Here is a 22,056-nt window from a genome sequence, read left to right as displayed (position 1 = left end):
CGCACAGGCGATGGATGGGCCAGCGGACTCAACATACCATTGCGGACACCAGCGCACACAACAAGCAGCACTCATGGCAAACATTCTCGTGGTCGATGACGAGCTGGGCATCCGGGACCTGCTCTTCGAAATTCTCAATGACGAGGGCCACAACGTGGAACTCGCGGAGAACGCGGCCGAAGCCCGCGCTGCACGCCAGCGCGCACGCCCCGATCTCGTGCTGCTCGACATCTGGATGCCCGATACCGACGGCGTCACGCTGCTCAAGGAGTGGTCCACCGCGGGCCTCCTGAGCATGCCCGTCATCATGATGAGCGGCCACGCCACCATCGACACGGCAGTCGACGCCACGCGCATCGGCGCGTTCGCCTTTCTCGAAAAGCCCATCACCATGCAGAAGCTGCTCAAGGCAGTGGAGCAGGGGCTCGCCCGCGAAAGCGCGCGCCGCGCGGCAGCAGGCGTGGTGCCCGCGCCGATCACCGGCAGCCAGGCGACAGCCATCACGACCACGGGCGACAGCCTGCTGATGGCCTCGCTGGCTTCGGTGCCCGTGGCCGACACCGGCCCGCAGTCGACCCAGAGCTTCGACCTCGACCGCCCGCTGCGTGATGCGCGCGACGGCTTCGAGAAGGCGTACTTCGAGTTCCACCTGGCGATGGAGAACGGCTCCATGACCCGCGTCGCCGAGAAAACCGGCCTCGAGCGCACCCATCTTTACAGAAAGCTCAAACAACTTGGCGTTGATCTTTCAAGAGGGCGCAGAAGCGCTGTATAATTTAAGGCTGCACACAGCAACGGCCCGGTAGCTCAGTTGGTAGAGCAGCGGATTGAAAATCCGCGTGTCGGTGGTTCGATTCCGCCCCAGGCCACCATATTCAGCAAGGCGCTACAGCTATCAAGGTTGTAGCGCCTTTTGCTTTTTATTCCCACCGTGGGAATTTCAACGAAATCGCGACATTGAAATCGCTCTCCGCTTCGATGAGAAAAACTCTTATTGATTCGGTGAGCCGAATTCGGTAGTCTTGAAGTCCGGGCTGTGGATAAGTTTGTGTATAAGCCCGAATAACCTGTGAATAGCCCAATGACCAATCTTCATCAGGCGTTTTGCGATGTCTGAAATGCAGACTGAGCTACGCACCTACCGTGACAACTTGCCGGCAATGCTCTCCGAGCACGATGGCGAGTATGTGGTTATTAAAGACACGCTCACCGTCCACTTCTCGCGTACCTATCAGGAGGCGCTGGACTGGGCATACGACACGTTCGGTCTAGATCATTTCTTCGTGAAGAAGGTTGCCGAAGACCAGGACGTGGTTCATTTCATGCGTGACTTTGGACCGTGCCGCACCTAACTGGCACCTACAGTTCAAGTGGCGCGATTTTGGACATATGGATCGGGGTGAGCGCCCCGAGAGCAAGCCTGTTGCGCGCCAAGAAACTCGACGTTAGAGAGCCCATGCGGCTCTCTTTTCTTATCGACACTGGTGCAGACTCCACGATGGTGAAGGACGATGTGATGCGTTGGCTGGACATCCCTGCGCGCGGCTCTCGTGACATCCTTGGCTCAACGTCTCATATCGCCGCGACCACATGCATGACCCATGACGTCCAGTTTGAGATTCGCACGCCTGGCGAGCATCCGCTGATCTTCCCCGCGTTGGAAGTCATCGCGCGGCCCTTCTTTAACGTCTCCATTGATGGTTTGATTGGTCGAGACGTACTCGACCGGCTGCAACTCACCATGGGGCGCGGTCAGTTCCGCCTGGACTTTTAGCGAAGGCCCTTTCGCTCGGATACACGAGAGCGGTCATAGATCTTTGCGGTCGTTTTCACGTCTGCATGCAATTCCGGGAGCCCGCCGTACTGGGCTTTGTGCTGTGTCGTGTAGTACGCCCGCAAATCATGAAAGGTGAAGCGGCGCGGAATGATCTTGTCCTCCAGCGCCTTTGCCATGGCCCGCTGCCAGGTCGATGCGAAGCCGTCATCGGTATAGGGATTGCCGTCCCTCGTCGTGAAGACGTGAAAGCACTCTTCTGGCCGCGGCAGAGCGCGCAGTCGCTGCACCAGATCTTCCATACCTTGGGTGATCGTGATGCTCTCCATGCGTTTCGCGCCGCCGTGCTGCTTCGCTCGCATCAGGCGGATGGTGTTCGCCTCGCTGTCGATCTGCGGCAGCGTGAGGTGCAAAAACTCGATGCGACGTGATCCAGCCATTGCCGCGAACTCGGCCATGAGGGCAATCACCTTGCGTTGTGGCCCTTGCCCATTGAGCCAGGCGATGAATGCCGCAAACGTCTCCGGCTCTGGTGCTTCGGTGCGCGGCCGTTCAAGGTTGCGCTTCACCTGCTTGCATGGGTTCACGTCGATGTCGCCGCGCTCTACCGCGACCGTCATCAGATTGGACAGCAGCGCGATTTCGCGATTGGCCCGCACCGGTGCATCGGCTCGCTCGACGCGCAAGTAACGCGCGATGTCGGCTGGTCGAACGATGCGAGCCGATGCCTTGCCCATCACCTCCAGTAGCTTGACGCTGTATTCGGTGTAGTCAGCCTTCGTGCGCTCGCCGAGCCGCTTCCATTGGGGCATTGTTTGGTAGGTGCGCCACAACTCCTCTATCGTGCCGGCGTCATTGCTTGCGCCGTTCAAGTCGAGCACTTTTTGAATGGCCGCTCGTTTGTCCTGGCCAAGGTTGATCGGCCTGCCTCCGACTGGGTGATACCGGTATGTCACCTTGTCGCTGCCTGCATGAGGGCGCGCCTCCATCCGAGGCAGCAAGCCGAAGCCTGAGGCCCTCTCTCTTTTTCTTCCCATCATTTACTCCAGTTGAAGCCGGCGTTGTTGTTGCTGCTGCCGGTGTTGTTCAAGCGCTCTTCCACAAGCTTTCGACCGATCAGCGGTAGCCCGTCCGGTCGCCTCGGGACGGACGTGAGTCCGAGTAGCGCGCACAGTCGGCGCGCCTGCGCGTGGCGCTGTGTGAGTGGCGCACAGAGTTCGTCAACCTCCTGCGCAGAAAGAAATGGGAGGGCGCTCATCTGGATGTCATGACCCCTCTCGCAAGTCCGCTCCTGGCCTCCGAACCGTTGCGCGCGATCTGCAGCTCAATGAATCGGTTGTGGAACTGCTCGCGCCAATCCTTCCACGTCGCAGCCTCGCGCTCCGGTGTGTTCAGCCGAACCCAGTCAGCTGGCGCGACAGGCTGCAGCGCGTTGTCGCCGAGCAGCGGCCACGGCATATGCCGCGAGGAGTCGTAGGGCGTCAGATCGCGGCGCGCGGTGGCGAGTGCCTGCAGGTCGATGGAGCGTAGGAGTTCGCGATGCCCGCCGAATACGGAAAGCAGCTTGAAGTGTTCGCGTACGCCCTTGGCATGCTCGGATTCGAACGCTTGCCATGCGGCGATGCCGGCGGCCATGCTGTAGTTGTCCACGGCCTGCTTTGCTGGGCTGATGAGGTCATTGGTGTATGCCTCGTGTGCGTCATGCAGCAGCGCTGCCATCTGCACAAATACCGAGGCGCCGGCGCGCTGGGCGATGTCGCAGCACAAGAGGCTGTGCTCGGCGACGCTGTACGGGCGCGAGGTGGCGCCGTTGAACTGGTTGACGATGGCGAGGTGGTGAGCCACGTCGCGGATGTCTACCGGGCGGCCGCAAGGGGCGTATGCAGTCGGGCTGGCGAGGTGGTATTCGGCGCCGCTGGCGGTGAGCATCCACGTCATTGCGCGTCCTCCTCATGCTGTTGCGCTGCGCTGGCCTGCAGGGCCTCGCGGTGCTCGTTGTAGGTGCGAACGAAGGCTTCGCCGGCCGGGTCGTCGAAAGGGAAGCGGCATGCGTGGTTCGGCGACAGACCTTTCTCGGCTGCTGCCTTGGCTTCGCGCTCGATGGTCGCGAGTGGGGTGATGGGGAATGGCATGTTGGTGAGGGCGTGGTGCCTTGCGTGCTACGCGACGCTGGCGGTTGCGGGAGCGCGCGCAGGCAGCAGCTCGCAGGAGCTAATGACGGCGTGGATTTCGGGCGCGTGCACGCCTGGCATCGAGCGCGGGTTCGCGAGCACCAGGCGCAGAGCGTCGCCTGCCCTTAAGTTGCGGTGCTTCTCGCGCCATGCGGCGGCCTCCTGGCCGACCCAGCGCACCACGTAGACCTCGACCGCGCGAGGGCCTTGGTTGTCTACGACGCGCATCTTCAGGACGAAGGTGCCGGCATCGTTCTTGTGCTCGCTGACGGCGGGTCGTGTGGGGTGGTCCTTGCCAACGAAGAAGAGGCCCGTGGTGGTGGTCGTCATTGCGGCGCACCCCGCTGCATCTCGGCGCGAATGCGCTTGAAGGTCTTGCGGATGTCGGTGGCGACGGCCGGCGTGTATTGGAAGCGGTCATCGGCGAGGCCGCCGACCGGGCCGGTGCGCTGCGGCTGCTTGGGCCGGCGCGGGCGAGGGGAGGTAATCACGATCATGGAGTGCTCCAGCCGTAGACGCACATCGCGGCGAGCACGATGGGCAGGACGATGAAGACCGCCAGCGCTGCAGCGGTCGCGAGGAAACCCGGGTTGGGCGCGACTGGCGATGTCCTCATGAGGCCATCGCCGGTTTCGTGGGGAGAGGTCGAGCGCATGGCCGGCCTTTCAGAAGGGGCAGGCCGCGACGGCGCGGCCTGGAGTGGTGAGGGCGATCTCGAGCGCGATGTCGAACACCTCTTCGTCGGAGGCACCGTGTCGGCTCGCGAGCAGGGCCGCGCTCATTGGGTTGCGCTCACAGTAGGGCGAACCCGGGCGGTGCTCGTAGTGGTATCCGCCGCACCGACACAGGCGATGGCCGGTTTCGCGCAGATGCTGCGTGAACAAGCCATGGCTGCGGCGCCGAGTGCGGCACTCGGGGCAGCGGAAGAGGAACGCCATTACGCGTCATCTCCCGTGCTGCTAGCGCCTGCCGTGGGCCCTTGCTCCATACTCGTGCCAGCAACACAGGAGGGCTCATGGCACACGGAACCATCGTTGGTATCAACCACGGCACCGGGATGTTTGCAGTTCAGGACGGAGGCGGCCAACTTGCCGTTTTCGAGCTGCTGGACTCCATCGACCTCGAAATCGGCGATCAAGTGGCCGGTGACTTGGAGGCTCTCGGCGGCGAAGACTTCTTTCACGTCAGAACCGATGAGACCTTTTCCGTCTATGGGCAGAGTGGTCCATGCAGTGCTGAGCGCGCCCGCAGGATGCTTGGCGGCTGAATCTTTCGCGGCCGCCTTCCTTCCGCCGCCCGATTGCAGGTCGCGCAGGCCCTTGGCATAGCCGCGCCAAAACGCCCGCATCGACTCAGAGATGCCGTGTTGATCCTTGAGCGCGTCAGCTCGCCGTAGGAGGGCGCGGATCTCTTTATCCGACGCACTCACGCAGCACCTCTTGCGCCGAGGTTGAGGGCGTCAATCTCCCCGTTGAGCGCGCGGGCGCGCTCCGCGAATTCGACGGCCATCGGGTGTGCAGGCACTTCCTCGGTGTAGGCCTCGACGGTCGCGTCGGAGATGCCTGGCAGGCTGATGCTGCCTAGCTTCAGTGCCTTGTCGGCGAGCGGCACGCCCATGGCCTGCCATGTCGAAACGCCCAATGTGCCGCAGCGATAGAACGCTTGGCGGCGTCGGCCAATGGTTCGAATCCAGATGTCTACGTGCGCGGAACTGGAGACGGAGCGGGTCAGCGCCGCCCGGTTGTTGGTGGCGTGATTGATTTGAACGCGGGCCACGTCTTCAGCCCTCGAAGCTGGTCGCTTCGATCACCCGTTGATCGGCAGTACGCTGGGCAATGTCGAACGCCGCTGCCGCATTCGTCATGCGGAACTGCGCGAAGCGGAGGGCGCCTGTTTCTGACGGAGCTGGTTGACAGAGGGGGGCGCTTGGCGAGTAAGTGCGGCGGCCCGCTGTAAAGGCCGCGGTTGCTTGAGTTAATTGCTTGAATGCTCGGCGAAGCTGATCAGTTTCGGGGAAATCCATATCCATCTCCGTAGCAGATGGTCGAATTCTCACGAATGTGATTTATCGTGTCAACACGAACGTGACAATACGGGCCCCACAAGGAAGCGTGAATCGCGTTCGTGGGATCTCGATCTATCTGCGTGCTGCCCTGTTGACTGCTGCGAGCGCATCTCACTTCGACACGTCAGGAGCAGAATGCGATTCTTCGCCCCTAGGAGGTCTAAATGTCTGGTGCTGAATATCGAGTCACCCACCGCCTGGGTGAAAACGGAGTGCCACTGCTAGTGCTCACCCTTCGAATGGAGCACGAAGTGACGCTGGCCTATGACCAGATTCAGGATCTAGACCATGCCGTCAACAAGCGCCGCGAGGGCGAGAGCGTGCTCGACAAATGCGACGTTGAGGCATGGCTGGAGGAGATTCGACGCTTGGCATCATTCTTCAATGAGATTGATGGTGTTCCACATTGGGCGCTGTTTGAAATGCAGTCGGATTGGCGCGCGTTGCCGTTCAGGTACGCCGAAAAGATCCTTGATGACTTCAGTGCCTCGGTGAGAAACGGCATCACCTGCTACGTTTCAGGCAGCTATCCTGCTTACGAGGTGAGCATCAATTGGGGAAGCCGAACAATCCGTTTTCCGCTTTCGCGGAGCGAGATTCCGACTGCGGTGAGCGAGCTTCAGGCGTTGCAGGTCGCAGCCAAAGCCGTGGACGATGCAAAGACGGATGAGGCGAAAGATGCTGCGAAGGCTATCTACGATGGAGCGGCGGCGACCAGCGCGGTCGTTGGTGCTGCTCGAATTATCGGCACAGCGGCTGCAGGAGGGCTGATTGGCGGGCCGGTCGGTGCGGCTGTTGGTGTGATCGTCGGCGTTGTCGGTGCTGTTTTCGCTATCAAGGGACTAATCGACTCGGAAGATGAGCGGCGCGAGAAGCAGCGTGAAGCGGAGGAGAAGGCAATGCGGGCTGAGCGTCAACGCCAAACTCATGAAGCAGGCATCGAGTATGGGAAAGGCCTTGAATTGGGTGATCGCTTCAGGCGAACGGGCTGACTATCTCGTCCGCTTGCGAAGCAACTGTGCGCCGCCTGGAGGGGATCTGAACTATCTTGCAGGCATCAGCCTTTTCTGAGCGGCGCTTTGACGCAGGTCGGTTCAATAAGGCCTGCTGCTCAGCCGTCTTCCCACTTTCCGATCACTGTGCCTAGCGTACGAAATGGTTCGCGGATCGGTTCGTGCGAAGGATTCAGTGGTTGTAGCCATTGCCTGCCATCCTCGTTCTTATAAACCTTGAAAGTTGCTTCGTTCTCGCCTTCAAGCTTGGCGATGATTCGATCCCCGTTCATAGGGGACCGCTTCTCTGGATCCACGAAGATCAGGCATCCCTCTGGGTAGGTTCGAGTATTGCCATGGGGGGCAGTCATGCTGTCCCCTTTGACGCGTAGTACGTAGGTACTGCTGCTATGCGGCAAGGGACACGCAAGCCATTTCTCGGCATCACCCGGCTGAAGCAAATCACTAACTTCTCCCCAAGACCCGGCGCGGACCCATGAAATCAACGGGACCAAGCCTCGGACCTCCGGGCCGTCCTCGACGTTTGGGTCGTTGCCCCACGACCCTTTGCCTGTTTCGAGCCAAGAGCTGGAGGCGCGCAACGCCCGCGCCATTGAATTCAGCTCGCGCGGCTTGTCTCTCAGGCCTGATTCAAGATTACCGATAGTGCTTGTGGAGACGCCGGCGGCCGCAGCGAGCTGCTGCTGAGTCATGCCGCGCTGCTGGCGGGCCCACTTAATTCGTTCGCCGATGGTTTTCACATTTGTGATTAAGCCGCCGACTTGCATCACATTGGTGGTAAACGCATAATCACGAATGTGACAATGAAGGTTGAGCATGGAACCGTTGCCTGAGGGGATCGTCGCGTTGAATGAGGCTGTTGAAATTGCTGGCGGTGAGCGTCGTTTGGCGCAGCGCGTGGGGGCGTCGGATAGTGGCCCTTACATGTGGCGCAAGCGAAAGCGTGTCCCCGCCGAATATTGTCCCGGCATTGAGCGCGAGACCGGGGTGCGGTGTGAACGCCTGCGACGTGATGTGCCGTGGGGTGTCCTTCGAGGCACAGCGGCATCTGCTCGAGAGGGGCTTTATGTGGTCGTCTAGGCACTTCCGCTTCGATGGCTCGAATCTGCCGCGAACTACGAAAACCATCCCGACGCCGGCCGTATCACGTCTACGGCGGGCGCAAGGACGCGCTCGCACAGTTGCGCCATCGCGGCGCGTTGACGCAGCGCCTGCAGCCCTTGGGCGCCTGCGCTTGCAGTCGTTATCTCGATCCACGCCGCAATCGTCTCCCGGTTCAGGTCTGGTTCGACCTCCAGCAGTTGCACGAGCTGCTGCAGGAATTGCTCGATGGCGTCTATCCGTTCCGATAGCGTCGGGGCAGGGCTCGCATCCGCGAGGTTTCGGCTGTTTTTCACTGAGGTCTGCATGAGGATAAATATCTCAATCGACGCGGCGCACGGCTATGGCGCCGACGAACCTGTACCCAACAAGACCAAGGGCCACGACGTTGCTGTTGCCGCGTACGACACCGCGCACGGCTACGACGGTGGCATCCAGGCGCTGGCGAAGCGAATGGGCGTAAACGCCAACACGCTGACGCACAAGGTCAACATGGAGAACACCACGCATCACCTCACGCTGCGCGATGCGGTCGAGATGCAGTGGCAGAGCCGCAATTTCTCCATCCTGCACGCGATGGCCGACGAGCTGGGGCACACCTGTTCGCTCGCCACGCCCGCCTATTCCGAGGGCGATCCGATCGACACGATGATGCGCCTGCAGATGCAGTTCGCCGACTACGTGCAGGCACTCGGCGAGGCGTTGACGCGACGTGAGAACGGCGTTTCCAAGAATCAGATGCGCAAGGCGGAATACCACGCGGCCGAGACGGTTGCCGCAGTGGGGCACGCGCTGGCGATGCTTCGTGGCCTGATGCGGGAGGTACCGAAGGTATGAGCCTTGGGGGACAGGTCGGCCGGGGAGGGCGCGCGACGCAATGAGCATCAAGGTCATGTCGATGGTTTTTGATCGGTATCCATCAGGCGGCATGGAGCGATTGCTCGCGCTCGCGATGGCTGACCACGCCAGCGACGACGGCAGACGCATTTGGCCCTCAGTGGACGAGCTGGCCCGCAAGACCATGCAGAGCCGCAGTAGCGTGCAGCGGCAGATCCGCCGGATGGTTGCGACCGGTTGGTTGATTCAGGTCAAGACGGCCACGGGTCGGCCAGGCGTCACCAATGAGTACCGCATTTGCCCCGAGTGGATCGAGGGCGGCGAGGTGCCGATTCCGACGACGGGTGTCAACTTGACACCCCTCGATGACTCTCTCCCTCCTGAAGTTATGCACACGGGTGTCAATCTGACACCCCTGCCCGAACCCGAGAGGGGTGTCACCACGGACGAGAGGGGTGTCACCAGAGGCGAGAGGGGTGTCATAGCTGTGACACCCGAATCTTCAGAACCATCAATGAACCATACCCCCCTACCCCCCGGCGGGGGGCGGACGGGTTTGAAGAGCTTTGGACGATCTATCCGAACCACGCCAACCGCCTGAAGGCCGAGCGTCGCTATCGGCGGATGGCGCCGAGCGCCGCGCTACAGCAAACGATGCGCTCGGCCATCGAGGCCCAAAGGCTTAGCAAGAGGTGGACGAAGGACGATGGTCACTACGTTCTCGACTTTGCGAATTGGCTTCGCAATGAACGTTGGCGAGACGAGCCTCAAGTGCCAGGTGCTGCGGGGAGTGCGTGGCACGAGACGCGCAGCGGCATTGATGCCAAGGCGCGCGCGCTTGGGCTCGAACCATGGGATGAAGCGGCTTTCTCCACGGGCCGAGGCGAAAGCTATATCGTGTTTACAGCGCGAGTGAAGCGCGTCGCCCAAGGGGCAAGGGAGGTCGCATGCGCATGACGTTGAGCTTCGATGGCCGCGGCCTTGCCAGCGTGCAGGGCCAGCTTGCCAAGCTGTCGGGCCAGCAGGCCAAGCAAGCCTATGCCGAGGGGCTGAACGATGGCGGCTTCCGCGCGCGGCGCGAGTGGCAGGGCGAATTGCGCGACCAGTTCGACAGGCCCACGCCGTACATCCTCAAGAGCGTGTACGTGCGCAAGGCCACACCTGACCGCCTGAGCGTTGAGATTGAACCGACCTACTTCGGCGGCAAGGGTGTGGACCCGCAGAGGATTCTGCAGGCGCAGGAGTACGGCGGGCCACGCAACGACAAGCGCAGCGAGTCAGCGCTGCGCCGCATCGGCATCTTGCCGGCGGGCTATCAGACGGCCATCCCTGAGACACCGTTCCCCGGCAGTGACGACGGGCGTGGCAACGTGCGCGGCGGCTTCCTCGTGCGCCTGTTGTCCTACTTCCAAGCGCTGGGAGAGCAGGGCTACAAGGCCAACATGACGGACAGGCGCAAGGCCCGTCTGCACAAGGGCACCAAAGACCGGGAGGGCGTGCGCTTCTTCGTCACATACGGCCGTCTTCGCAGTGGCCCGACGCAGCACCTCGCGCCTGGCATCTGGGCGGCGACAGGCACGCAGGGCGGCGTCGTGCGCCCCGTGCTGATGTTCGTGCGCAATGGGTCGTACGAGTCGCGCATCAGCCGTCAGCGCGTGGCCGAGAGGGCAGGCCTGCAGCCGTACATCGAGCGTCGCATCCGCTACCGCGTCAGAAAGCTGGCAGGCGAATGAAGCTCAACGCTCCATCACGGCTGTGTCTTCATGCGGGACTGTGCCTCTTCCCGAATGCGGCTCAAACCGCTATGCACGATCTCGTGCTTGTAGCCCTCCGGTCCTCGCTTGTGGCTTGCCCACTGGCGCGCGCTGAAGTGAGCTTCGGCTGCTTTCTCGATCTTGTTCAACCGGTCGTTGATGTAGTTGACGAGCCGCGCATACGTGCACACACGCTGCGCACCTGCATCAAGCCCGAAGCATTCACGCCAGGGCCATACCCCTTCATCAATGTGGCGAGTTCATCGCATAGAGCGAGAACCCGCTGCCATTCGGAGATATCCATGTCTACGCCTACGTCCGTTGAGATGGTGGAAGTGATTTTTGTCAGCACGTCTCGCGGTGACGGTACGCCTGCGAACCCCACGCGCTCCGTGCTTCAGTACTGGTCGAAAGACGGGCGCCTGCTTGCGGATACGGACACGCTGTTCCATTGCCCGGAGTCGGCATCGTACATGGCGGCCGAGCGCTTGATGCAACTGCGACAAGCGGGGACGTCCAACGCGACAGAAGCAAGCGAGGTCGCACCTCATGCCGCATAAGACATCGAGCCGCGAACCCTCGCGCCCCATGCCCCATGGGGGTGCGGTAGCAAGGGGCGCGGGTCCTTCCGCAGAGGCGCTGGTTACGGGTAATTCGAACCGCGAACTTGGACTGTTCGGCGGTGTTGCTAAGGGGGTTAAGTGAAGGCAGTCGAAGTGATGAGACAGGCGATTTCGCAGGCCGAGTTCGGCGCGTGGGTCGGCATCAGCGAAGCGCGCGTGAGTCAGCTCATGGCCGAGGGCGTGCTCAAGCGCGGCGAGTCCGGCCATGAATGGCTCGTTGCGTACTGCGAGCGGATGCGCGACATCGCCGCCGGCCGCGCCTCGTCCGAGACGGGCGGGCTAGATCTCGTCCAGGAGCGCGCCGCCCTGGCGCGCGAGCAGCGACTCGGCATTGCCATCAAGAACGCTGTCGCCCGCGGCGAGTACGCGCCCATCTCGCTGCTCGCCGAGGTGCTGGCGACCGCGAGCCAATCCGTCTCCGAGCGCTTCGAGCAACTGCCCGGCCTGCTGCGCAAGGTCTGCCCCGAACTGCCCGATGCGGCGCGCGATCAGGTCATGACCGCCATTGCCGATGCGCGTAACCAGTGGGTGCGTGCAACGGCCCGCCTCGTGGCCGAAGCGGTGACGCCGCCCGATGACGACCTCGAAGAAGAGGACGATCCCCAGTGAGCCTGGCACCCACCGAGACGCAGCGCGCCGTCATCAAGGCGACCTTGACCGGCCTCGGGCCGCTCAAGATGGAGCGGCCCCAGCCGCTGAGCGCATGGGCCGAATCGAACTTCTATCTGTCGCCCGAAGCCAGCCACACGCAGGGCGAGTGGAAGGCATACCCGTTTCAGCGCGGCTGGATGGACGCCTTCAGCAACGACGACATCGAAGAGGTGACCGTCCGCAAGGCGAAGCGCGTCGGCTACACGAAGACCCTGCTCGCCTTCATGGCCTACAACGCAGCGCACCGCCGGCGCAAGCAAGCCTTGTGGATGCCGACCGACGACGACCGCGACAGCTTCGTAAAGTCCGAGATCGAGCCCATGCTGCGCGACGTGGGCGCCCTCAAGGCGGTGACGGTACCCGGCAAGGAAGACACGATGAAGCTCAAGAGCTTCTTCGGATCGGTGCTGCATCTGCTCGGCGGCAAGGCCGCGCGCGCCTATCGCCGCATCACGGTGGCCGTGGCGATCCTCGACGAAGCCTCGGCCTTCGATCAGAAGATCGAGAAATCGTCGGACCCGATCACGCTTGCGCGCGGCCGTCTCGAAGGCGCGCCGTTCCCGAAGCTCGTCGCCGGCAGCACCGTGCGCGTCAAGGACTTCGACCACATCGAATACCGCGAGAAGAACGCCGACGCGCGTATGCGATACAACATCGTTTGCCCGCACTGCGACGCCGAGCACCCGCTGCTGTGGGGTGGCAAGAAGGTACAGCACGGCTTCAAATGGGACGGCTACGACCATGACACGGTGCGGCATGTGTGCCCGCACTGCCACGAGTCGATTATCCAAGCCGACTACCTGCGCATCTGGGACAGCGCCGCCATGTGGGTCAGCGAGTGCGGCCGGTATCGCTACGACCACCATCTGCATGTGTGGACTGACGCGCAGGGTGTCGTCATCCGCGCGCCGCGCCATGTGGCCTTCGTCGAGATGTGGAGCGGCTACAGCCCGCAGCGCGCATGGTCCGACATCGTGCGCGAATTCCTGGAAGCCAAGACCAAGGCGAAGGCGGGCGACACCGCGCCGCTCGAAGGCTTCGTGAACGAAACGCTTGCGCAGTATTGGGAGGCCGTGGTCGAGCGCGCCGACGAACATGCGCTGTCGCGCCGCGCCGAGAACTATCGCCGCTTCACCGTGCCGTACGGCGGCCTCGTGCTGGTCACGGGCGTGGACGTGCAGGACAACCGATTCGAGGTGGTGACGTGGGCCATCGGTCGGGGCGAGGAAATGTGGTGCGTCGATTACAGCGTGATCTACGCGAACCCCGCCGATGAGCGCGATTGGTCGCACCTCGATGTCTACCGCAAGACCATCTTCCAGCACGACAGCGGGCAGGCGATGCGCATCGAAGCCATGGCCGTGGACACCGGCGGCCACTTCACGCACCAGGCCTACAACTACTGCCGCCAGCGCGAGCGGGAACGGGTGTTCGCGGTGCGCGGCGATCCGCAGCCCAGCAAGATGGTCAAGAGCAAGGCCACAGTGCAGGACGTGAATTGGGGCGGCAAGATCATCAAGAAGGGCGTGCGGCTCTGGTACGTGGGCACGGACACGGCGAAGGACTTGATCTACGGGCGCCTGTGCGTCGAGAAGAGAGGTGCCGGCTTCGTGCACTTCAGCAAGGACTTGCCGCAGGAGTTCTATACGCAGCTCACCTCTGAGGCGCGCGTGCCGCAGCGCGTGGCCGGTGGCGAAGCCTACCGGTGGATGAAGTCGCCAGGCGCGCGCAATGAAGCGTTGGACTGCACCGTCTACGCACTCTTCTGCACGCACATGCTCGGGCTGCACCTCTACACCGGAAAGATGTGGGAGCGGTTGGAGTCCATCGTGCAGCCGCCGAATGGCGATCTGTTTCGCGTGGAACAAGCGGAGGAGGTTTCACCGGCGGATGTTTCACGCGAAACGCAAGGACAGGCAGAGCTTGTGCAGCGGGCTGCCGCAGAGCCGAGCGCTGCGCCAGCTTGCTCGTCTCCCGAGATGGCCTTGCCCCCGCCGACGCCACCGCCACCGCCTGCAGCGAATGCTTCGAAGCCGGCACCGCGCCGAACCGTTCAGCGTCCAACCCGAAAGACCTATTCCGCACGAACATGGTGAACAACACGAACCGAAACGACATCGTTCTCGACATCCTCTCGCGCTTGCAAGATGCTCTCTCTGAAGCAAAGGGCGAGCTGACGCCCGAGCTTTTGAAAGGCGTCGAAGCAGACATTCGGGCGGACTGGGGCGGTGATCGCGTTTTCATCGCGAAGCGCTGCGGCGAGGGACATAGCAATCGCAATAGCCGGATCTTTCGAGACTACTTAGCTGGCGAGCGGGTGAAGCTGCTTTCGCGCCGCTACGAGCTTTCAGAGCGTCAGGTTCTGCGAATCGTCAAGTCGCCGGCGAGGTAGAGAGGAGCGCTGCAAGACCTGGCGTACTACGTGTCAGTGGGAACAAGCCTGCGAATGGCTATTTGAAGAATCGAGGAAAGGTGGCCCCCGGGTTACTCCCAATCGCCAGCGCGGAACCCGAACTTATACAGAATGTAAGCTGTGCTAAAACCTGATTGGGATAGTCCATACCGTTGTTGGCCTCCAAATGAAAATACTTTCCTTCCGAATTCAGAATTTTCGTTCGATTGTGGATACAGGACGAATTGAGTTGTCGTCTGACGGTGTGACCGCACTTGTTGGGCAGAATGAGTCTGGTAAGTCTGCCGTACTCGATGCTCTGTCTTGCACCTTTTCATCCGGAGGAGTATTGACCGATGAAGATTGCAGATACGGGGAGAGTCTTCCCGTTATAAATATTGAAACTCAGTCCGAGGCAGGGGAATTGGAGAACTTCGCTCTCGGAATAAAAGATGAATCCATAAAGGCTCAGCTTTTAAAAAGGTTGAAGCCTGTAGGTGGTAAGTTGAACTGGCGTTTTTTTGGATTTCTTAATGATTCAAAAATACCTAAAATAAGCTATATATTTGAAAATCTTGATCTTCATCATTTTGAATTCGAGTCTGAAGATACCGACGAGGAGTCAGCTTCGGATGCTGAAGTAAGGCAGCGAAAAGAATTGGCGAAATTCAAGAGTTCGATTCACGCGAATTCGCCGACTTTTGTTCTCTTTGATGAAGAGACGGGTTTATTGCCGAATCGCATCGACATATCGCTTGATGGCGAAATGAAAGGAGATGGATCAAGTGCTGCTGAAAACTTTTTGATAATTGCAGGCATTGATCTAAGTAAGCTTAAGAGCAGTGAGACAAAGGCGCAAACCGCTTTATTGAAAAGGGCCAACAAGAAGATTACTGACGATTTTCGGGCGTTTTGGAAGCAAAATATTGGCGAGACAAGTGGGATTGAATTGAGCTGCGCAATTCATCAATATCAAGCCGGAAAAGAGAAGCAAGGACAGTCCTTTCTGGAGTTTCTGATAAGCGACGGCGACAACATGCTGCACCCGAAGCAAAGAAGCCGAGGTACCCGTTGGTTTATCTCCTTTTTCCTTCAGCTGCGAGCGTCGGAGGAAGAGGGCTTCGATCACTTCTATTTGCTCGACGAACCTGGGGCAAATTTGCATGAGCGCGCGCAGTCTGATGTGATGGAGCTAATTGAGAAAATTAGCCCAAGAATTGGAGTTATGTACTCAACTCATAGCCCACATCTTATTCGACAAGATCGATTGCATCGAATAATTGCAGTGGAACGGGATCCCTCGGTAGAGGGGCATCCCACAAAATTAATTGGTGCTCACGCACTTGGGGCGGCAAACACGGATACATTGAGTCCAATTTATGTTGCGATGGGGGTTTCGCTTGCACGACAAACAGCAATTAAACAAAAGAGCAATGTTATTCTTGAGGAGTTGAGTGCTCAGTATTTTTTGCGATCTTTTTGGATTCTGAGTGGTTGCACAACCGAGGTGAATTTCCTCGCCGCCACGGGAGTTTCGAATGTCCCTATGTTGTGCAATCTGTTTTTGGGTTGGGGGCTCGAATACATTGTGGTAATCGATGACGAACCTTCTGCTCGAAGCGTTTTCAATCGATTGAAGCGAGATTTGTTCCTCGATGACGGTGTTTGGGCTAAGAGGCGGATTCTAAAAATCCCCGATTGCGATGGTATCGAAGATGTATTTGATCCGATCGACTATAAAGAGTTTGTTGCCAACGGTGCCACACTGAAGAGTGGGCAGAAAAATTCCGCCTGGGCTAAAGCGCACGGAGCAGCAAAAGCAATTGATGCACTCAAGTTTCTGCAAAGCGTTGAGTCTGGGGCGGTTGATTTGAAGGCGCTTCAGCCTGCCTCGGCAGATCGTATTTCAAAGCTCGTATTTGAAATTGAAGATCGTCTTAAAAACTATGCTGATAAGCCGCCAGCTGAGCGGATTAAATAGCATTGGCATTCGAGTAAGTTCATCCACGGCAAAGGTCTGTTCGCGACTTATGCTGTTATTAGCTATTGCCGACACCTGACACGTCTCGCCTTGCTGATGTCACCTAACCCCTTCGATAGTCCGGGTAACACTGACCAAAGGTCCGAACGTGCCCATCGATGCATCCAACAACGAGCCCATATCCATCATCTCCGGCGATACCGTCAAATGGACGCGAACCTTCGCCGGCTTTCCGCCCTCCGAAGGCTGGGCGTTGAACTACGAACTGCTCAACGCTCAGCACCGCTACGAAATCGCCGCAACGGCTGACGGCAACGCACACCGTGTCGTCGTTTCTGCCCAGACCACGCAGACCTATGCGCCGGGCTCCTATGACTGGCGAGCCCGCGTCACGAACGCCGATGAGGTCTACACCGTTGCCACCGGGCGGCTGACGGTCACACCTTCCTTTGGCGCGGCGGCCGATATCCGCTCGCACGCGCGGCGCACTCTGGAGGCCATTGAGGCGGTTCTCGAAGGCAGGGCCACCAGTGCGACAGCCGAATACGAAATCAACGGCCGGCGCCTGAAGTACATCCCGCTCGCCGAGTTGCATACCCTGCGCACGAAGTATCAACGCGAGGTCGCGGCGGAAGAGGGCAAGAGCGGACCGCGCGGCGTGTCGGGCCGCATCATGGTGAGATTCGGCCAATGAAGACGCCCGCCTTCCTGCGCCGCGTCTTCGGTGGCAAGTCCGCAGCGAAGAAGACACAGGTCCGCCGCTTCCAGGCCGCCCGCATCGACCGGCTTTCGGCCGACTGGATCGCAACCTACTCCAGCATCAACGAAGAGCTGCGAGGCGACCTCGACCGGCTGCGCGCGCGAGGTCGCGAGCTGCGCAACAACAACGACTATGCGCGTAAGTTCTGCGGAATGGTCGAAACCAACATGGTGGGGCCAGCCGGCTTCGTGATGCAGGCGCGCAGCGAGAACGCGCCCGGCAAGGCCGACAAGCTCGCCAATGACGCCATAGAGGCCGCGTTCGTGCGCTGGCAGGCCGTGTGTGATGTGACCGGGCGCCAGTCGCTGCGCGACATGTGCGAGACCCTTGTCGGAGGTCTGCCGAGCGATGGCGAGTTCCTGGTGCGCCTCGTGCGCGGGCCCGATGCCGGCAACGAATTCAACTTCGCGCTGCAGCTCATCGACGTGGATCGCATCGATACCACGTTCAATGGCATCGAGCCATCGACAGGCAACACCGTCATCATGGGCGTGGAGGTCAACGCCTGGCGTCGCACCGTGGCGATTCATATCTTCGAGGCGCACCCGAACGATGGCCCGCGCACTTCGCGTCGGCGTGTGCGCCTGCCTGCTGAGGACGTGATTCACGGCTTCAAGGTCGAGCGCGCCGAACAGGTTCGCGGCATCCCGTGGATGGCGCCGGGCATGCTGAGCCTGCACCACCTCGGCGGATTCATGCTCGCCGCAGTGCTGGCGGCCGAGCACGGCGCGAATCACTTCGGCTTCTTCACGCAGAACAACGATGCGACGCCGGGCGTCTTGCCTGTGGGCCAGCATGAAGAGGGCGAGGGCGGCGAGGTCATCACCACGAGTCAACCCGGTGTCTACGACACATTGCCGCCTGGCTACGACTTCAAGCCGCACGAGAGCAAGTATCCGAACGAGGTCTTCGGGCCTTTTGTGAAGACCGCGCTGCAGCGCGTCGCCAGCGGCTGGCGCGTGTCGTATCACGCGCTCGCGAACGACCTCGAAGGCGTCAACTTCTCCAGCATCCGCAGCGGCACGCTCGACGAGCGCGACCGATGGTCTTCGGATCAGCAATGGTTCATCGACATCCTGCTCAAGCGCGTGCGCTCCGAATGGCTGGTGATGTCGCTGCTGTCGAATGCGATCACCATGCCCAACGGCAGCCCATTGCCGGCGACGAAGGTCGCGAAGTTCGCACCGCATGACTGGCTCGGCCGTCGTTGGGAATGGGTAGACCCGCTCAAGGACATGAACGCGCGCATTGCCGGCGTGGGCGCGGGGCTGGTGGCGCCGCAGGACTTGAGCGCGCAGATGGGCCGCGACTTCTACGACACCATGCTGAAGATCAAGGAGGCGCAAGACCTCGCGCAGCAGCTCGGCATCGTGCTGCCTGCCTACGCGGCGAAGAGCGTCGCATCGGCGCCGAAGTCCGCACCGAAGAGCCGACCCGCCGAAGCCGAACAGGAAGAAGAGGAGGACGAAGAAGTCACAGCCTAGTGACATCGCGCGCCTTATGAATGTCAGTGCTGCGCCGTTGCAATAGGCGCCATGACTTCAAGTCTTCCTCAAGCACTTCGCCAGCATCTGCCCACCGGGCAACTGAAGAGAGCCTTCGTTGTAGACCGCTCTTCCATCGACGAAGAAGCGCGCACCGTGAAGCTCGCATTCGCGAGCGAGACACCGGTTGATCGCGGCTATTTCGTCGAAGTGCTCGACCTTAGCCGCAAGTCAATGCGCACCGGCCGCCTCACGGCCGGCGCCAACCTCCTTTGCGACCACGACACACGGGATGTCGTCGCGGTCGTCGAGTCTGTGGAAATCGGTTCGGACAAGGTAGCCCGTGCCGTTGTGCGCTTCGGTCGAAGCGTGCGCGCAGAAGAAGTCTTCCGCGACGTGATCGACGGCATCCGCGTCAACGTCTCGGTGGGCTATCTCATCCACGAAGCAATCCTCGACGGCACCAAGGACGGGTACGACACCTATCGCGTGACCGACTGGGAGCCCTTCGAGCTGTCTCTGGTCAGCGTCCCTGCGGACGTGACTGTCGGTGTCGGCCGCAGTCTCGCCGCCGAGCCACTGCCCGTTCCTTCCCTTCCTTCCATTTCCACACCCTCCACGGAGAACCGCGCCATGACGACGCCCGAAGTCAAGCCGGCAGGCACCACCACGCCTGCCCCCACCATCGACACCACTGCGCAGCGCAACCACGCCGCCGAAATCAGCAAGATCGCCGCCGCCATGCCCGGCGGCGCCGAGCTGGCAATGCGCTCCATTCAAGCCGGTCACACGGTCGAGCAGTTCCAGGCCGAGGCGATCCGGTCGCTGTCGTCCAAGCCCGTGCCCACCGCCGACATCGGCCTCACCACGAAGGAAACGCGCCGCTTCAGCATGGTCCGCGCGCTGCATGCGCTGGCGAACCCCGGCGATGTCGCTGCTCGCAATGCAGCGGCCTTCGAGTTCGAATGCTCGAACGCAACCGCCGCCAAGCTTGGCAAGTCGGCGCGCGGCATCCTGATTCCGTTCGAAGTGCAAAAGCGCGACATGAACGTGGGCACGCCCTCGGCCGGTGGCAACCTCGTGGCCACCGACCTGATGTCGGGCGACTTCATCACCATCCTGCGCGATGCAATGGTGCTCAACACGCTGGGCGTGCGCTTCCTGTCGGGTCTGGTCGGAAACATCGCGATCCCGAAGCAAACCGGCTCCGGCAGTGCCTACTGGGTGGCCGAGGGCCAGCCGCCGGACGAGAGTGGCGCGGCCATCGGTCAGGTGGCGATGTCGCCGAAGACCGTCGGCGCCTTCACCGACATCAGCCGCAAGCTGCTGCTGCAGTCGAGCATCGATGTCGAGAGCTTCGTCTCGGCCGACCTCGCCATGGTGCTCGGCCTGGCAATCCAGCGCGCGGCCATTGCGGGCGGCAGTGTTGTGAACGAGCCGAGCGGCATCCTCGCGAAGATCGCGGCGGGCATCGCTGGCGGTGCCAACGGCGGCGCGCCGACCTGGGATCACGTCGTGGACCTCGAAACCGCCGTCTCGGTCGCGAATGCCGACGTGGGCACGCTGGCCTACCTGACGAACGCCAAGGTGCGCGGCAAGCTCAAGAAGACCTTCGTCGATGGCCCCGGCACCGGCGAGCGCGTGTGGCAAAAGGGCAGCGAGCCGCTCAACGGCTACCGCGCCGCCGTTACCAACGCCGTGCCGAGCAACATCACGAAGGGCACTGGCGACAACCTCTCGGCGCTCATCTTCGGCAACTTCGCCGACCTCGTGATCGGCATGTGGGGTGGCCTCGACCTGATGGTCGATCCGTACACGCACAGCACCACGGGCACGGTGCGCGTGACCGCGCTGCAGGACGTGGATGTCGGCGTGCGCAACGTCGAGAGCTTCGCCACCATGGAAGACGCGGAAACCGCTTAAGCCATGAGCTTCGCCGAAGACCTCTCCGTTTTCTTCAGCGACTTCGCGGTGGACGCCTCGTTCACCGTCGAAGGCGTGCGCAAGACCGCGCGTGTCCTCTTCGACCGTCCCTATGCGTCGCCTTTCGGAGGGCAGGTCGATGCGGATGCGCCTGCGTGCCAGGGCGCGAGCGATGCGCTCGCCGGCTTGCAGCGCGATGACGCGATCACCGTCGATGGCAAGCCCTTCGAGGTGGAGCGCGCGGAAGCGGACGGCACCGGCGTGACGAACCTCATCCTTCGCAGCGTCTGAGCATGTTCCTTCTCGAAATCAACATCTGCGACCGCCTGCGCGAGGTGCTTCCCGCGTGGGAAGTGATGGGCTACTCGACCGGCAGGGGCAACCGCGATGCCGGGGCGCTGGTGTCCGTCATGTTCGCCGCCGGCGCGATAGCCGATGTCAAAGAGGGCGCCGTCGCGCTGGCACCTGGCTGGAGTGTCCTGCTTTCGGTCAAGCGTGGCCCCGCTGCGGCGGCGCTGCTCGACACCAGCGTTTCGACGGTCGTCGAGAGCCTGCACAACTGGGCGCCCGGCAAGGCCGGCGGCCGGAGCTGGGGCGCGCTGAAGCTCGCGCGCTTCACTGCGCCGGACTTCGCAGACGGCGGGCTCATCGGCATCGAACTTCTCTTCTCCACGACCGGCCGCTACGTCGGCCAAGAGTGAAAGCAACCCACAGAACCACCATGGCAAACAAATTCGAAAAGAGTGAATACGTCATCCCGCGCGGTCGCGTGTTCTTCGACCCCATCGACGACGCCGACCAGATCACGGGCGAGCGCCACTTCGGCAACTGCCCCACGGTCACGCTGAGCATCTCGACCGAGAAGGCCCCCCACTACAGCGCCGAGGTCGGCCCCGGCGTAAAGGACGCGGATCGCGTCGTGCGCATCGACCGCACGGGCAAGGTGACGTGCGACAACATGAGCATCGACAACCGCGCGATGTTCATCTCGGGCGACAAGTCCACGACCACGCAAGAGGCCGGCTCGGTGGCGGCGGAAGCGCTGACTGTGATCCCCGGGCGCTTCTATCAGCTCGGGCGCACCGACGCGAACCCGGCCGGCGCGCGCAACGTGTCGGCCGTCGCCGTGACGCCCGGCGCCGGCGGCGATCCCTTCGTGCTGGGCACCGACTACACCATCGACGCGGCGCTCGGCCGCCTGCAGATCCTCGCAGACGGCGGCATCCCGGCGGGCGCGATCAAGGTCGCGTACACGAAGCCCGCCGCGACCTGGCAGACGATCAAGTCGAGCGAGAAGACGCTGCGCCGCGGTGCGCTGCGCGTCATCTCCAACATCACCGAAGGCGAGCAGAGCGACACCTACATGCCGCTCGTGACGCTCACGCCCACCGGCGACCTGTCGCTCGTGACCAGCGATGACGCCTACACCGCGATGGAATTCGATGTCGAGGTGCTGACCCCGCCCAACGGCGTGGCGATCTTCGTGGACGGCCGTCCGGTGGTCGCCTAACCCCTCCCTTCGCCGTC

General features: G+C 61.6%; 31 protein-coding genes and 1 tRNA gene. 20 read left to right on the top strand and 12 right to left on the bottom strand.

Annotated elements, in window-relative coordinates; all coding sequences use genetic code 11:
* The first annotated feature begins 73 nt into the window (after positions 1 to 73).
* The 4 genes from AC1VNX_RS31250 (at position 74) to AC1VNX_RS31235 (ending at position 1,774) form a co-directional block, all read left to right on the top strand.
* A complete protein-coding gene (locus AC1VNX_RS31250; RefSeq protein WP_126021684.1) occupies positions 74 to 775 on the top strand; it encodes a response regulator in 702 nt (233 codons plus the stop codon).
* A 21-nt stretch (positions 776 to 796) separates the two neighbouring features.
* Positions 797 to 872 (top strand) — tRNA-Phe (locus tag AC1VNX_RS31245).
* A 237-nt stretch (positions 873 to 1,109) separates the two neighbouring features.
* Positions 1,110 to 1,352: a hypothetical protein gene (locus AC1VNX_RS31240; RefSeq protein ID WP_483161412.1), complete on the top strand. Its 243-nt coding sequence runs from the start codon at positions 1,110 to 1,112 to the stop codon at positions 1,350 to 1,352.
* A 71-nt stretch (positions 1,353 to 1,423) separates the two neighbouring features.
* The gene (locus AC1VNX_RS31235; RefSeq protein WP_483161411.1) at positions 1,424 to 1,774 is read left to right on the top strand and encodes an aspartyl protease family protein; all 351 of its coding nucleotides are present in this window, start codon (positions 1,424 to 1,426) and stop codon (positions 1,772 to 1,774) included.
* On the opposite strand, the gene AC1VNX_RS31230 is transcribed toward AC1VNX_RS31235, so the two are convergent.
* The 10 genes from AC1VNX_RS31230 to AC1VNX_RS31185 form a co-directional block, all read right to left on the bottom strand.
* Positions 1,771 to 2,814, bottom strand: a complete 1,044-nt coding sequence (locus tag AC1VNX_RS31230; RefSeq protein ID WP_483161410.1) for a tyrosine-type recombinase/integrase — start codon at positions 2,812 to 2,814, stop codon at positions 1,771 to 1,773. The two genes, AC1VNX_RS31235 and AC1VNX_RS31230, sit on opposite strands and share 4 nt — an antisense overlap.
* A gap of 214 nt (positions 2,815 to 3,028) precedes the next feature.
* A complete protein-coding gene (locus AC1VNX_RS31225) occupies positions 3,029 to 3,712 on the bottom strand; it encodes an HD domain-containing protein (protein WP_483161409.1) in 684 nt (227 codons plus the stop codon).
* On the bottom strand, positions 3,709 to 3,906 hold the full coding sequence (locus AC1VNX_RS31220; protein ID WP_483161408.1) for a hypothetical protein: 198 nt from the start codon (positions 3,904 to 3,906) through the stop codon (positions 3,709 to 3,711). The genes AC1VNX_RS31225 and AC1VNX_RS31220 overlap by 4 nt, the downstream gene beginning before the upstream one ends.
* Positions 3,907 to 3,933: 27 nt before the next feature.
* Positions 3,934 to 4,275, bottom strand: coding sequence for a hypothetical protein (locus AC1VNX_RS31215; protein ID WP_483161407.1), 342 nt, complete (start codon positions 4,273 to 4,275; stop codon positions 3,934 to 3,936).
* A complete protein-coding gene (locus tag AC1VNX_RS31210; protein ID WP_483161406.1) occupies positions 4,272 to 4,442 on the bottom strand; it encodes a hypothetical protein in 171 nt (56 codons plus the stop codon). Before AC1VNX_RS31210 ends, AC1VNX_RS31215 begins: the two co-directional genes overlap by 4 nt.
* Positions 4,439 to 4,561, bottom strand: coding sequence for a hypothetical protein (locus AC1VNX_RS31205; RefSeq protein ID WP_483161405.1), 123 nt, complete (start codon positions 4,559 to 4,561; stop codon positions 4,439 to 4,441). The genes AC1VNX_RS31210 and AC1VNX_RS31205 overlap by 4 nt, the downstream gene beginning before the upstream one ends.
* Before the next feature lie 49 nt (positions 4,562 to 4,610).
* A complete protein-coding gene (locus AC1VNX_RS31200; protein ID WP_157614383.1) occupies positions 4,611 to 4,883 on the bottom strand; it encodes a hypothetical protein in 273 nt (90 codons plus the stop codon).
* Positions 4,883 to 5,374, bottom strand: a complete 492-nt coding sequence (locus AC1VNX_RS31195) for a hypothetical protein (protein ID WP_483161404.1) — start codon at positions 5,372 to 5,374, stop codon at positions 4,883 to 4,885. Before AC1VNX_RS31195 ends, AC1VNX_RS31200 begins: the two co-directional genes overlap by 1 nt.
* Positions 5,371 to 5,721, bottom strand: coding sequence for a hypothetical protein (locus AC1VNX_RS31190; RefSeq protein WP_483161403.1), 351 nt, complete (start codon positions 5,719 to 5,721; stop codon positions 5,371 to 5,373). The genes AC1VNX_RS31195 and AC1VNX_RS31190 overlap by 4 nt, the downstream gene beginning before the upstream one ends.
* Before the next feature lie 4 nt (positions 5,722 to 5,725).
* Entirely contained in the window at positions 5,726 to 5,968 is a 243-nt protein-coding gene (locus AC1VNX_RS31185) for a hypothetical protein (protein WP_483161402.1), read from the bottom strand.
* Between the two features lie 206 nt (positions 5,969 to 6,174).
* Here AC1VNX_RS31185 and AC1VNX_RS31180 point away from each other — a divergent pair, with 206 nt between their 5' ends.
* Complete coding sequence (locus AC1VNX_RS31180) at positions 6,175 to 7,002, top strand: hypothetical protein (RefSeq protein ID WP_483161401.1); 828 nt, start codon at positions 6,175 to 6,177, stop codon at positions 7,000 to 7,002.
* A gap of 119 nt (positions 7,003 to 7,121) precedes the next feature.
* Here the strand turns inward: AC1VNX_RS31180 and AC1VNX_RS31175 are convergent, their stop codons facing one another.
* Entirely contained in the window at positions 7,122 to 7,841 is a 720-nt protein-coding gene (locus AC1VNX_RS31175; RefSeq protein ID WP_483161400.1) for a LexA family protein, read from the bottom strand.
* Here AC1VNX_RS31175 and AC1VNX_RS31170 point away from each other — a divergent pair.
* On the top strand, positions 7,840 to 8,103 hold the full coding sequence (locus tag AC1VNX_RS31170) for a YdaS family helix-turn-helix protein (protein ID WP_483161399.1): 264 nt from the start codon (positions 7,840 to 7,842) through the stop codon (positions 8,101 to 8,103). The genes AC1VNX_RS31175 and AC1VNX_RS31170 overlap by 2 nt on opposite strands.
* 35 nt (positions 8,104 to 8,138) lie before the next feature.
* On the opposite strand, the gene AC1VNX_RS31165 is transcribed toward AC1VNX_RS31170, so the two are convergent.
* Positions 8,139 to 8,432, bottom strand: a complete 294-nt coding sequence (locus AC1VNX_RS31165; RefSeq protein WP_483161398.1) for a hypothetical protein — start codon at positions 8,430 to 8,432, stop codon at positions 8,139 to 8,141.
* Between AC1VNX_RS31165 and AC1VNX_RS31160 the strand changes: the two genes are divergently transcribed.
* The 14 genes from AC1VNX_RS31160 to AC1VNX_RS31095 all read left to right on the top strand — a co-directional run bounded on the left by AC1VNX_RS31160 (position 8,431) and on the right by AC1VNX_RS31095 (position 22,039).
* On the top strand, positions 8,431 to 8,961 hold the full coding sequence (locus AC1VNX_RS31160; RefSeq protein ID WP_483161397.1) for a phage regulatory CII family protein: 531 nt from the start codon (positions 8,431 to 8,433) through the stop codon (positions 8,959 to 8,961). The two genes, AC1VNX_RS31165 and AC1VNX_RS31160, sit on opposite strands and share 2 nt — an antisense overlap.
* Positions 8,962 to 9,001: 40 nt before the next feature.
* Positions 9,002 to 9,562 carry a helix-turn-helix domain-containing protein gene (locus tag AC1VNX_RS31155; RefSeq protein ID WP_483161396.1) on the top strand — a complete coding sequence of 187 codons (561 nt, stop codon included), beginning with the start codon at positions 9,002 to 9,004 and terminating at the stop codon, positions 9,560 to 9,562.
* Between the two features lie 346 nt (positions 9,563 to 9,908).
* Complete coding sequence (locus AC1VNX_RS31150; protein WP_483161395.1) at positions 9,909 to 10,694, top strand: hypothetical protein; 786 nt, start codon at positions 9,909 to 9,911, stop codon at positions 10,692 to 10,694.
* Complete coding sequence (locus AC1VNX_RS31145) at positions 10,691 to 11,275, top strand: hypothetical protein (protein WP_483161394.1); 585 nt, start codon at positions 10,691 to 10,693, stop codon at positions 11,273 to 11,275. The genes AC1VNX_RS31150 and AC1VNX_RS31145 overlap by 4 nt, the downstream gene beginning before the upstream one ends.
* A 159-nt stretch (positions 11,276 to 11,434) precedes the next feature.
* Positions 11,435 to 11,947 carry a hypothetical protein gene (locus AC1VNX_RS31140; protein WP_483161393.1) on the top strand — a complete coding sequence of 171 codons (513 nt, stop codon included), beginning with the start codon at positions 11,435 to 11,437 and terminating at the stop codon, positions 11,945 to 11,947.
* Positions 11,944 to 14,085 carry a phage terminase large subunit family protein gene (locus AC1VNX_RS31135; protein WP_483161392.1) on the top strand — a complete coding sequence of 714 codons (2,142 nt, stop codon included), beginning with the start codon at positions 11,944 to 11,946 and terminating at the stop codon, positions 14,083 to 14,085. Before AC1VNX_RS31140 ends, AC1VNX_RS31135 begins: the two co-directional genes overlap by 4 nt.
* Complete coding sequence (locus AC1VNX_RS31130; protein ID WP_483161391.1) at positions 14,079 to 14,381, top strand: Mor transcription activator family protein; 303 nt, start codon at positions 14,079 to 14,081, stop codon at positions 14,379 to 14,381. The genes AC1VNX_RS31135 and AC1VNX_RS31130 overlap by 7 nt, the downstream gene beginning before the upstream one ends.
* A gap of 187 nt (positions 14,382 to 14,568) precedes the next feature.
* Positions 14,569 to 16,362, top strand: coding sequence for an ATP-dependent nuclease (locus AC1VNX_RS31125; protein WP_483161390.1), 1,794 nt, complete (start codon positions 14,569 to 14,571; stop codon positions 16,360 to 16,362).
* Between the two features lie 148 nt (positions 16,363 to 16,510).
* On the top strand, positions 16,511 to 17,056 hold the full coding sequence (locus AC1VNX_RS31120) for a hypothetical protein (protein ID WP_483161389.1): 546 nt from the start codon (positions 16,511 to 16,513) through the stop codon (positions 17,054 to 17,056).
* Entirely contained in the window at positions 17,053 to 18,606 is a 1,554-nt protein-coding gene (locus AC1VNX_RS31115) for a phage portal protein (protein ID WP_483161388.1), read from the top strand. The genes AC1VNX_RS31120 and AC1VNX_RS31115 overlap by 4 nt, the downstream gene beginning before the upstream one ends.
* A 156-nt stretch (positions 18,607 to 18,762) precedes the next feature.
* Positions 18,763 to 20,529 (top strand): phage major capsid protein, encoded by a 1,767-nt coding sequence (locus AC1VNX_RS31110; RefSeq protein ID WP_483161387.1) that lies wholly within the window; start codon positions 18,763 to 18,765, stop codon positions 20,527 to 20,529.
* A gap of 3 nt (positions 20,530 to 20,532) precedes the next feature.
* A complete protein-coding gene (locus AC1VNX_RS31105) occupies positions 20,533 to 20,820 on the top strand; it encodes a head-tail joining protein (protein WP_483161385.1) in 288 nt (95 codons plus the stop codon).
* Between the two features lie 2 nt (positions 20,821 to 20,822).
* Positions 20,823 to 21,230, top strand: coding sequence for a hypothetical protein (locus AC1VNX_RS31100; RefSeq protein ID WP_483161384.1), 408 nt, complete (start codon positions 20,823 to 20,825; stop codon positions 21,228 to 21,230).
* A gap of 20 nt (positions 21,231 to 21,250) precedes the next feature.
* Positions 21,251 to 22,039, top strand: a complete 789-nt coding sequence (locus AC1VNX_RS31095) for a phage tail tube protein (RefSeq protein ID WP_483161383.1) — start codon at positions 21,251 to 21,253, stop codon at positions 22,037 to 22,039.
* Positions 22,040 to 22,056 lie beyond the last annotated feature (17 nt).

Source organism: Variovorax sp. TLI9-5A, assembly GCF_056867935.1.
The sequence above is the reverse complement of the archived record's forward strand: the minus strand, read 5'-3'. Positions and strand labels throughout refer to the sequence as shown.

Excerpts from the sequence above, each read along its gene's own strand:
- AC1VNX_RS31170 (WP_483161399.1), top strand. The coding sequence starts at position 7,840 with ATGGAACCGTTGCCTGAGGGGATCGTCGCGTTGAATGAGGCTGTTGAA.
- AC1VNX_RS31095 (WP_483161383.1), top strand. The coding sequence starts at position 21,251 with ATGGCAAACAAATTCGAAAAGAGTGAATACGTCATCCCGCGCGGTCGC.
- AC1VNX_RS31240 (WP_483161412.1), top strand. The coding sequence starts at position 1,110 with ATGTCTGAAATGCAGACTGAGCTACGCACCTACCGTGACAACTTGCCG.
- AC1VNX_RS31140 (WP_483161393.1), top strand. The coding sequence starts at position 11,435 with ATGAGACAGGCGATTTCGCAGGCCGAGTTCGGCGCGTGGGTCGGCATC.
- AC1VNX_RS31160 (WP_483161397.1), top strand. The coding sequence starts at position 8,431 with ATGAGGATAAATATCTCAATCGACGCGGCGCACGGCTATGGCGCCGAC.
- AC1VNX_RS31210 (WP_483161406.1), bottom strand. The coding sequence starts at position 4,442 with ATGATCGTGATTACCTCCCCTCGCCCGCGCCGGCCCAAGCAGCCGCAG.
- AC1VNX_RS31185 (WP_483161402.1), bottom strand. The coding sequence starts at position 5,968 with ATGGATTTCCCCGAAACTGATCAGCTTCGCCGAGCATTCAAGCAATTA.
- AC1VNX_RS31105 (WP_483161385.1), top strand. The coding sequence starts at position 20,533 with ATGAGCTTCGCCGAAGACCTCTCCGTTTTCTTCAGCGACTTCGCGGTG.
- AC1VNX_RS31100 (WP_483161384.1), top strand. The coding sequence starts at position 20,823 with ATGTTCCTTCTCGAAATCAACATCTGCGACCGCCTGCGCGAGGTGCTT.
- AC1VNX_RS31145 (WP_483161394.1), top strand. The coding sequence starts at position 10,691 with ATGAAGCTCAACGCTCCATCACGGCTGTGTCTTCATGCGGGACTGTGC.
- AC1VNX_RS31205 (WP_483161405.1), bottom strand. The coding sequence starts at position 4,561 with ATGAGGACATCGCCAGTCGCGCCCAACCCGGGTTTCCTCGCGACCGCT.
- AC1VNX_RS31115 (WP_483161388.1), top strand. The coding sequence starts at position 17,053 with ATGAAGACGCCCGCCTTCCTGCGCCGCGTCTTCGGTGGCAAGTCCGCA.
- AC1VNX_RS31230 (WP_483161410.1), bottom strand. The coding sequence starts at position 2,814 with ATGATGGGAAGAAAAAGAGAGAGGGCCTCAGGCTTCGGCTTGCTGCCT.
- AC1VNX_RS31150 (WP_483161395.1), top strand. The coding sequence starts at position 9,909 with ATGCGCATGACGTTGAGCTTCGATGGCCGCGGCCTTGCCAGCGTGCAG.
- AC1VNX_RS31225 (WP_483161409.1), bottom strand. The coding sequence starts at position 3,712 with ATGACGTGGATGCTCACCGCCAGCGGCGCCGAATACCACCTCGCCAGC.
- AC1VNX_RS31200 (WP_157614383.1), bottom strand. The coding sequence starts at position 4,883 with ATGGCGTTCCTCTTCCGCTGCCCCGAGTGCCGCACTCGGCGCCGCAGC.
- AC1VNX_RS31165 (WP_483161398.1), bottom strand. The coding sequence starts at position 8,432 with ATGCAGACCTCAGTGAAAAACAGCCGAAACCTCGCGGATGCGAGCCCT.
- AC1VNX_RS31155 (WP_483161396.1), top strand. The coding sequence starts at position 9,002 with ATGAGCATCAAGGTCATGTCGATGGTTTTTGATCGGTATCCATCAGGC.
- AC1VNX_RS31250 (WP_126021684.1), top strand. The coding sequence starts at position 74 with ATGGCAAACATTCTCGTGGTCGATGACGAGCTGGGCATCCGGGACCTG.
- AC1VNX_RS31130 (WP_483161391.1), top strand. The coding sequence starts at position 14,079 with ATGGTGAACAACACGAACCGAAACGACATCGTTCTCGACATCCTCTCG.
- AC1VNX_RS31175 (WP_483161400.1), bottom strand. The coding sequence starts at position 7,841 with ATGCTCAACCTTCATTGTCACATTCGTGATTATGCGTTTACCACCAAT.
- AC1VNX_RS31125 (WP_483161390.1), top strand. The coding sequence starts at position 14,569 with ATGAAAATACTTTCCTTCCGAATTCAGAATTTTCGTTCGATTGTGGAT.
- AC1VNX_RS31215 (WP_483161407.1), bottom strand. The coding sequence starts at position 4,275 with ATGACGACCACCACCACGGGCCTCTTCTTCGTTGGCAAGGACCACCCC.
- AC1VNX_RS31220 (WP_483161408.1), bottom strand. The coding sequence starts at position 3,906 with ATGCCATTCCCCATCACCCCACTCGCGACCATCGAGCGCGAAGCCAAG.
- AC1VNX_RS31180 (WP_483161401.1), top strand. The coding sequence starts at position 6,175 with ATGTCTGGTGCTGAATATCGAGTCACCCACCGCCTGGGTGAAAACGGA.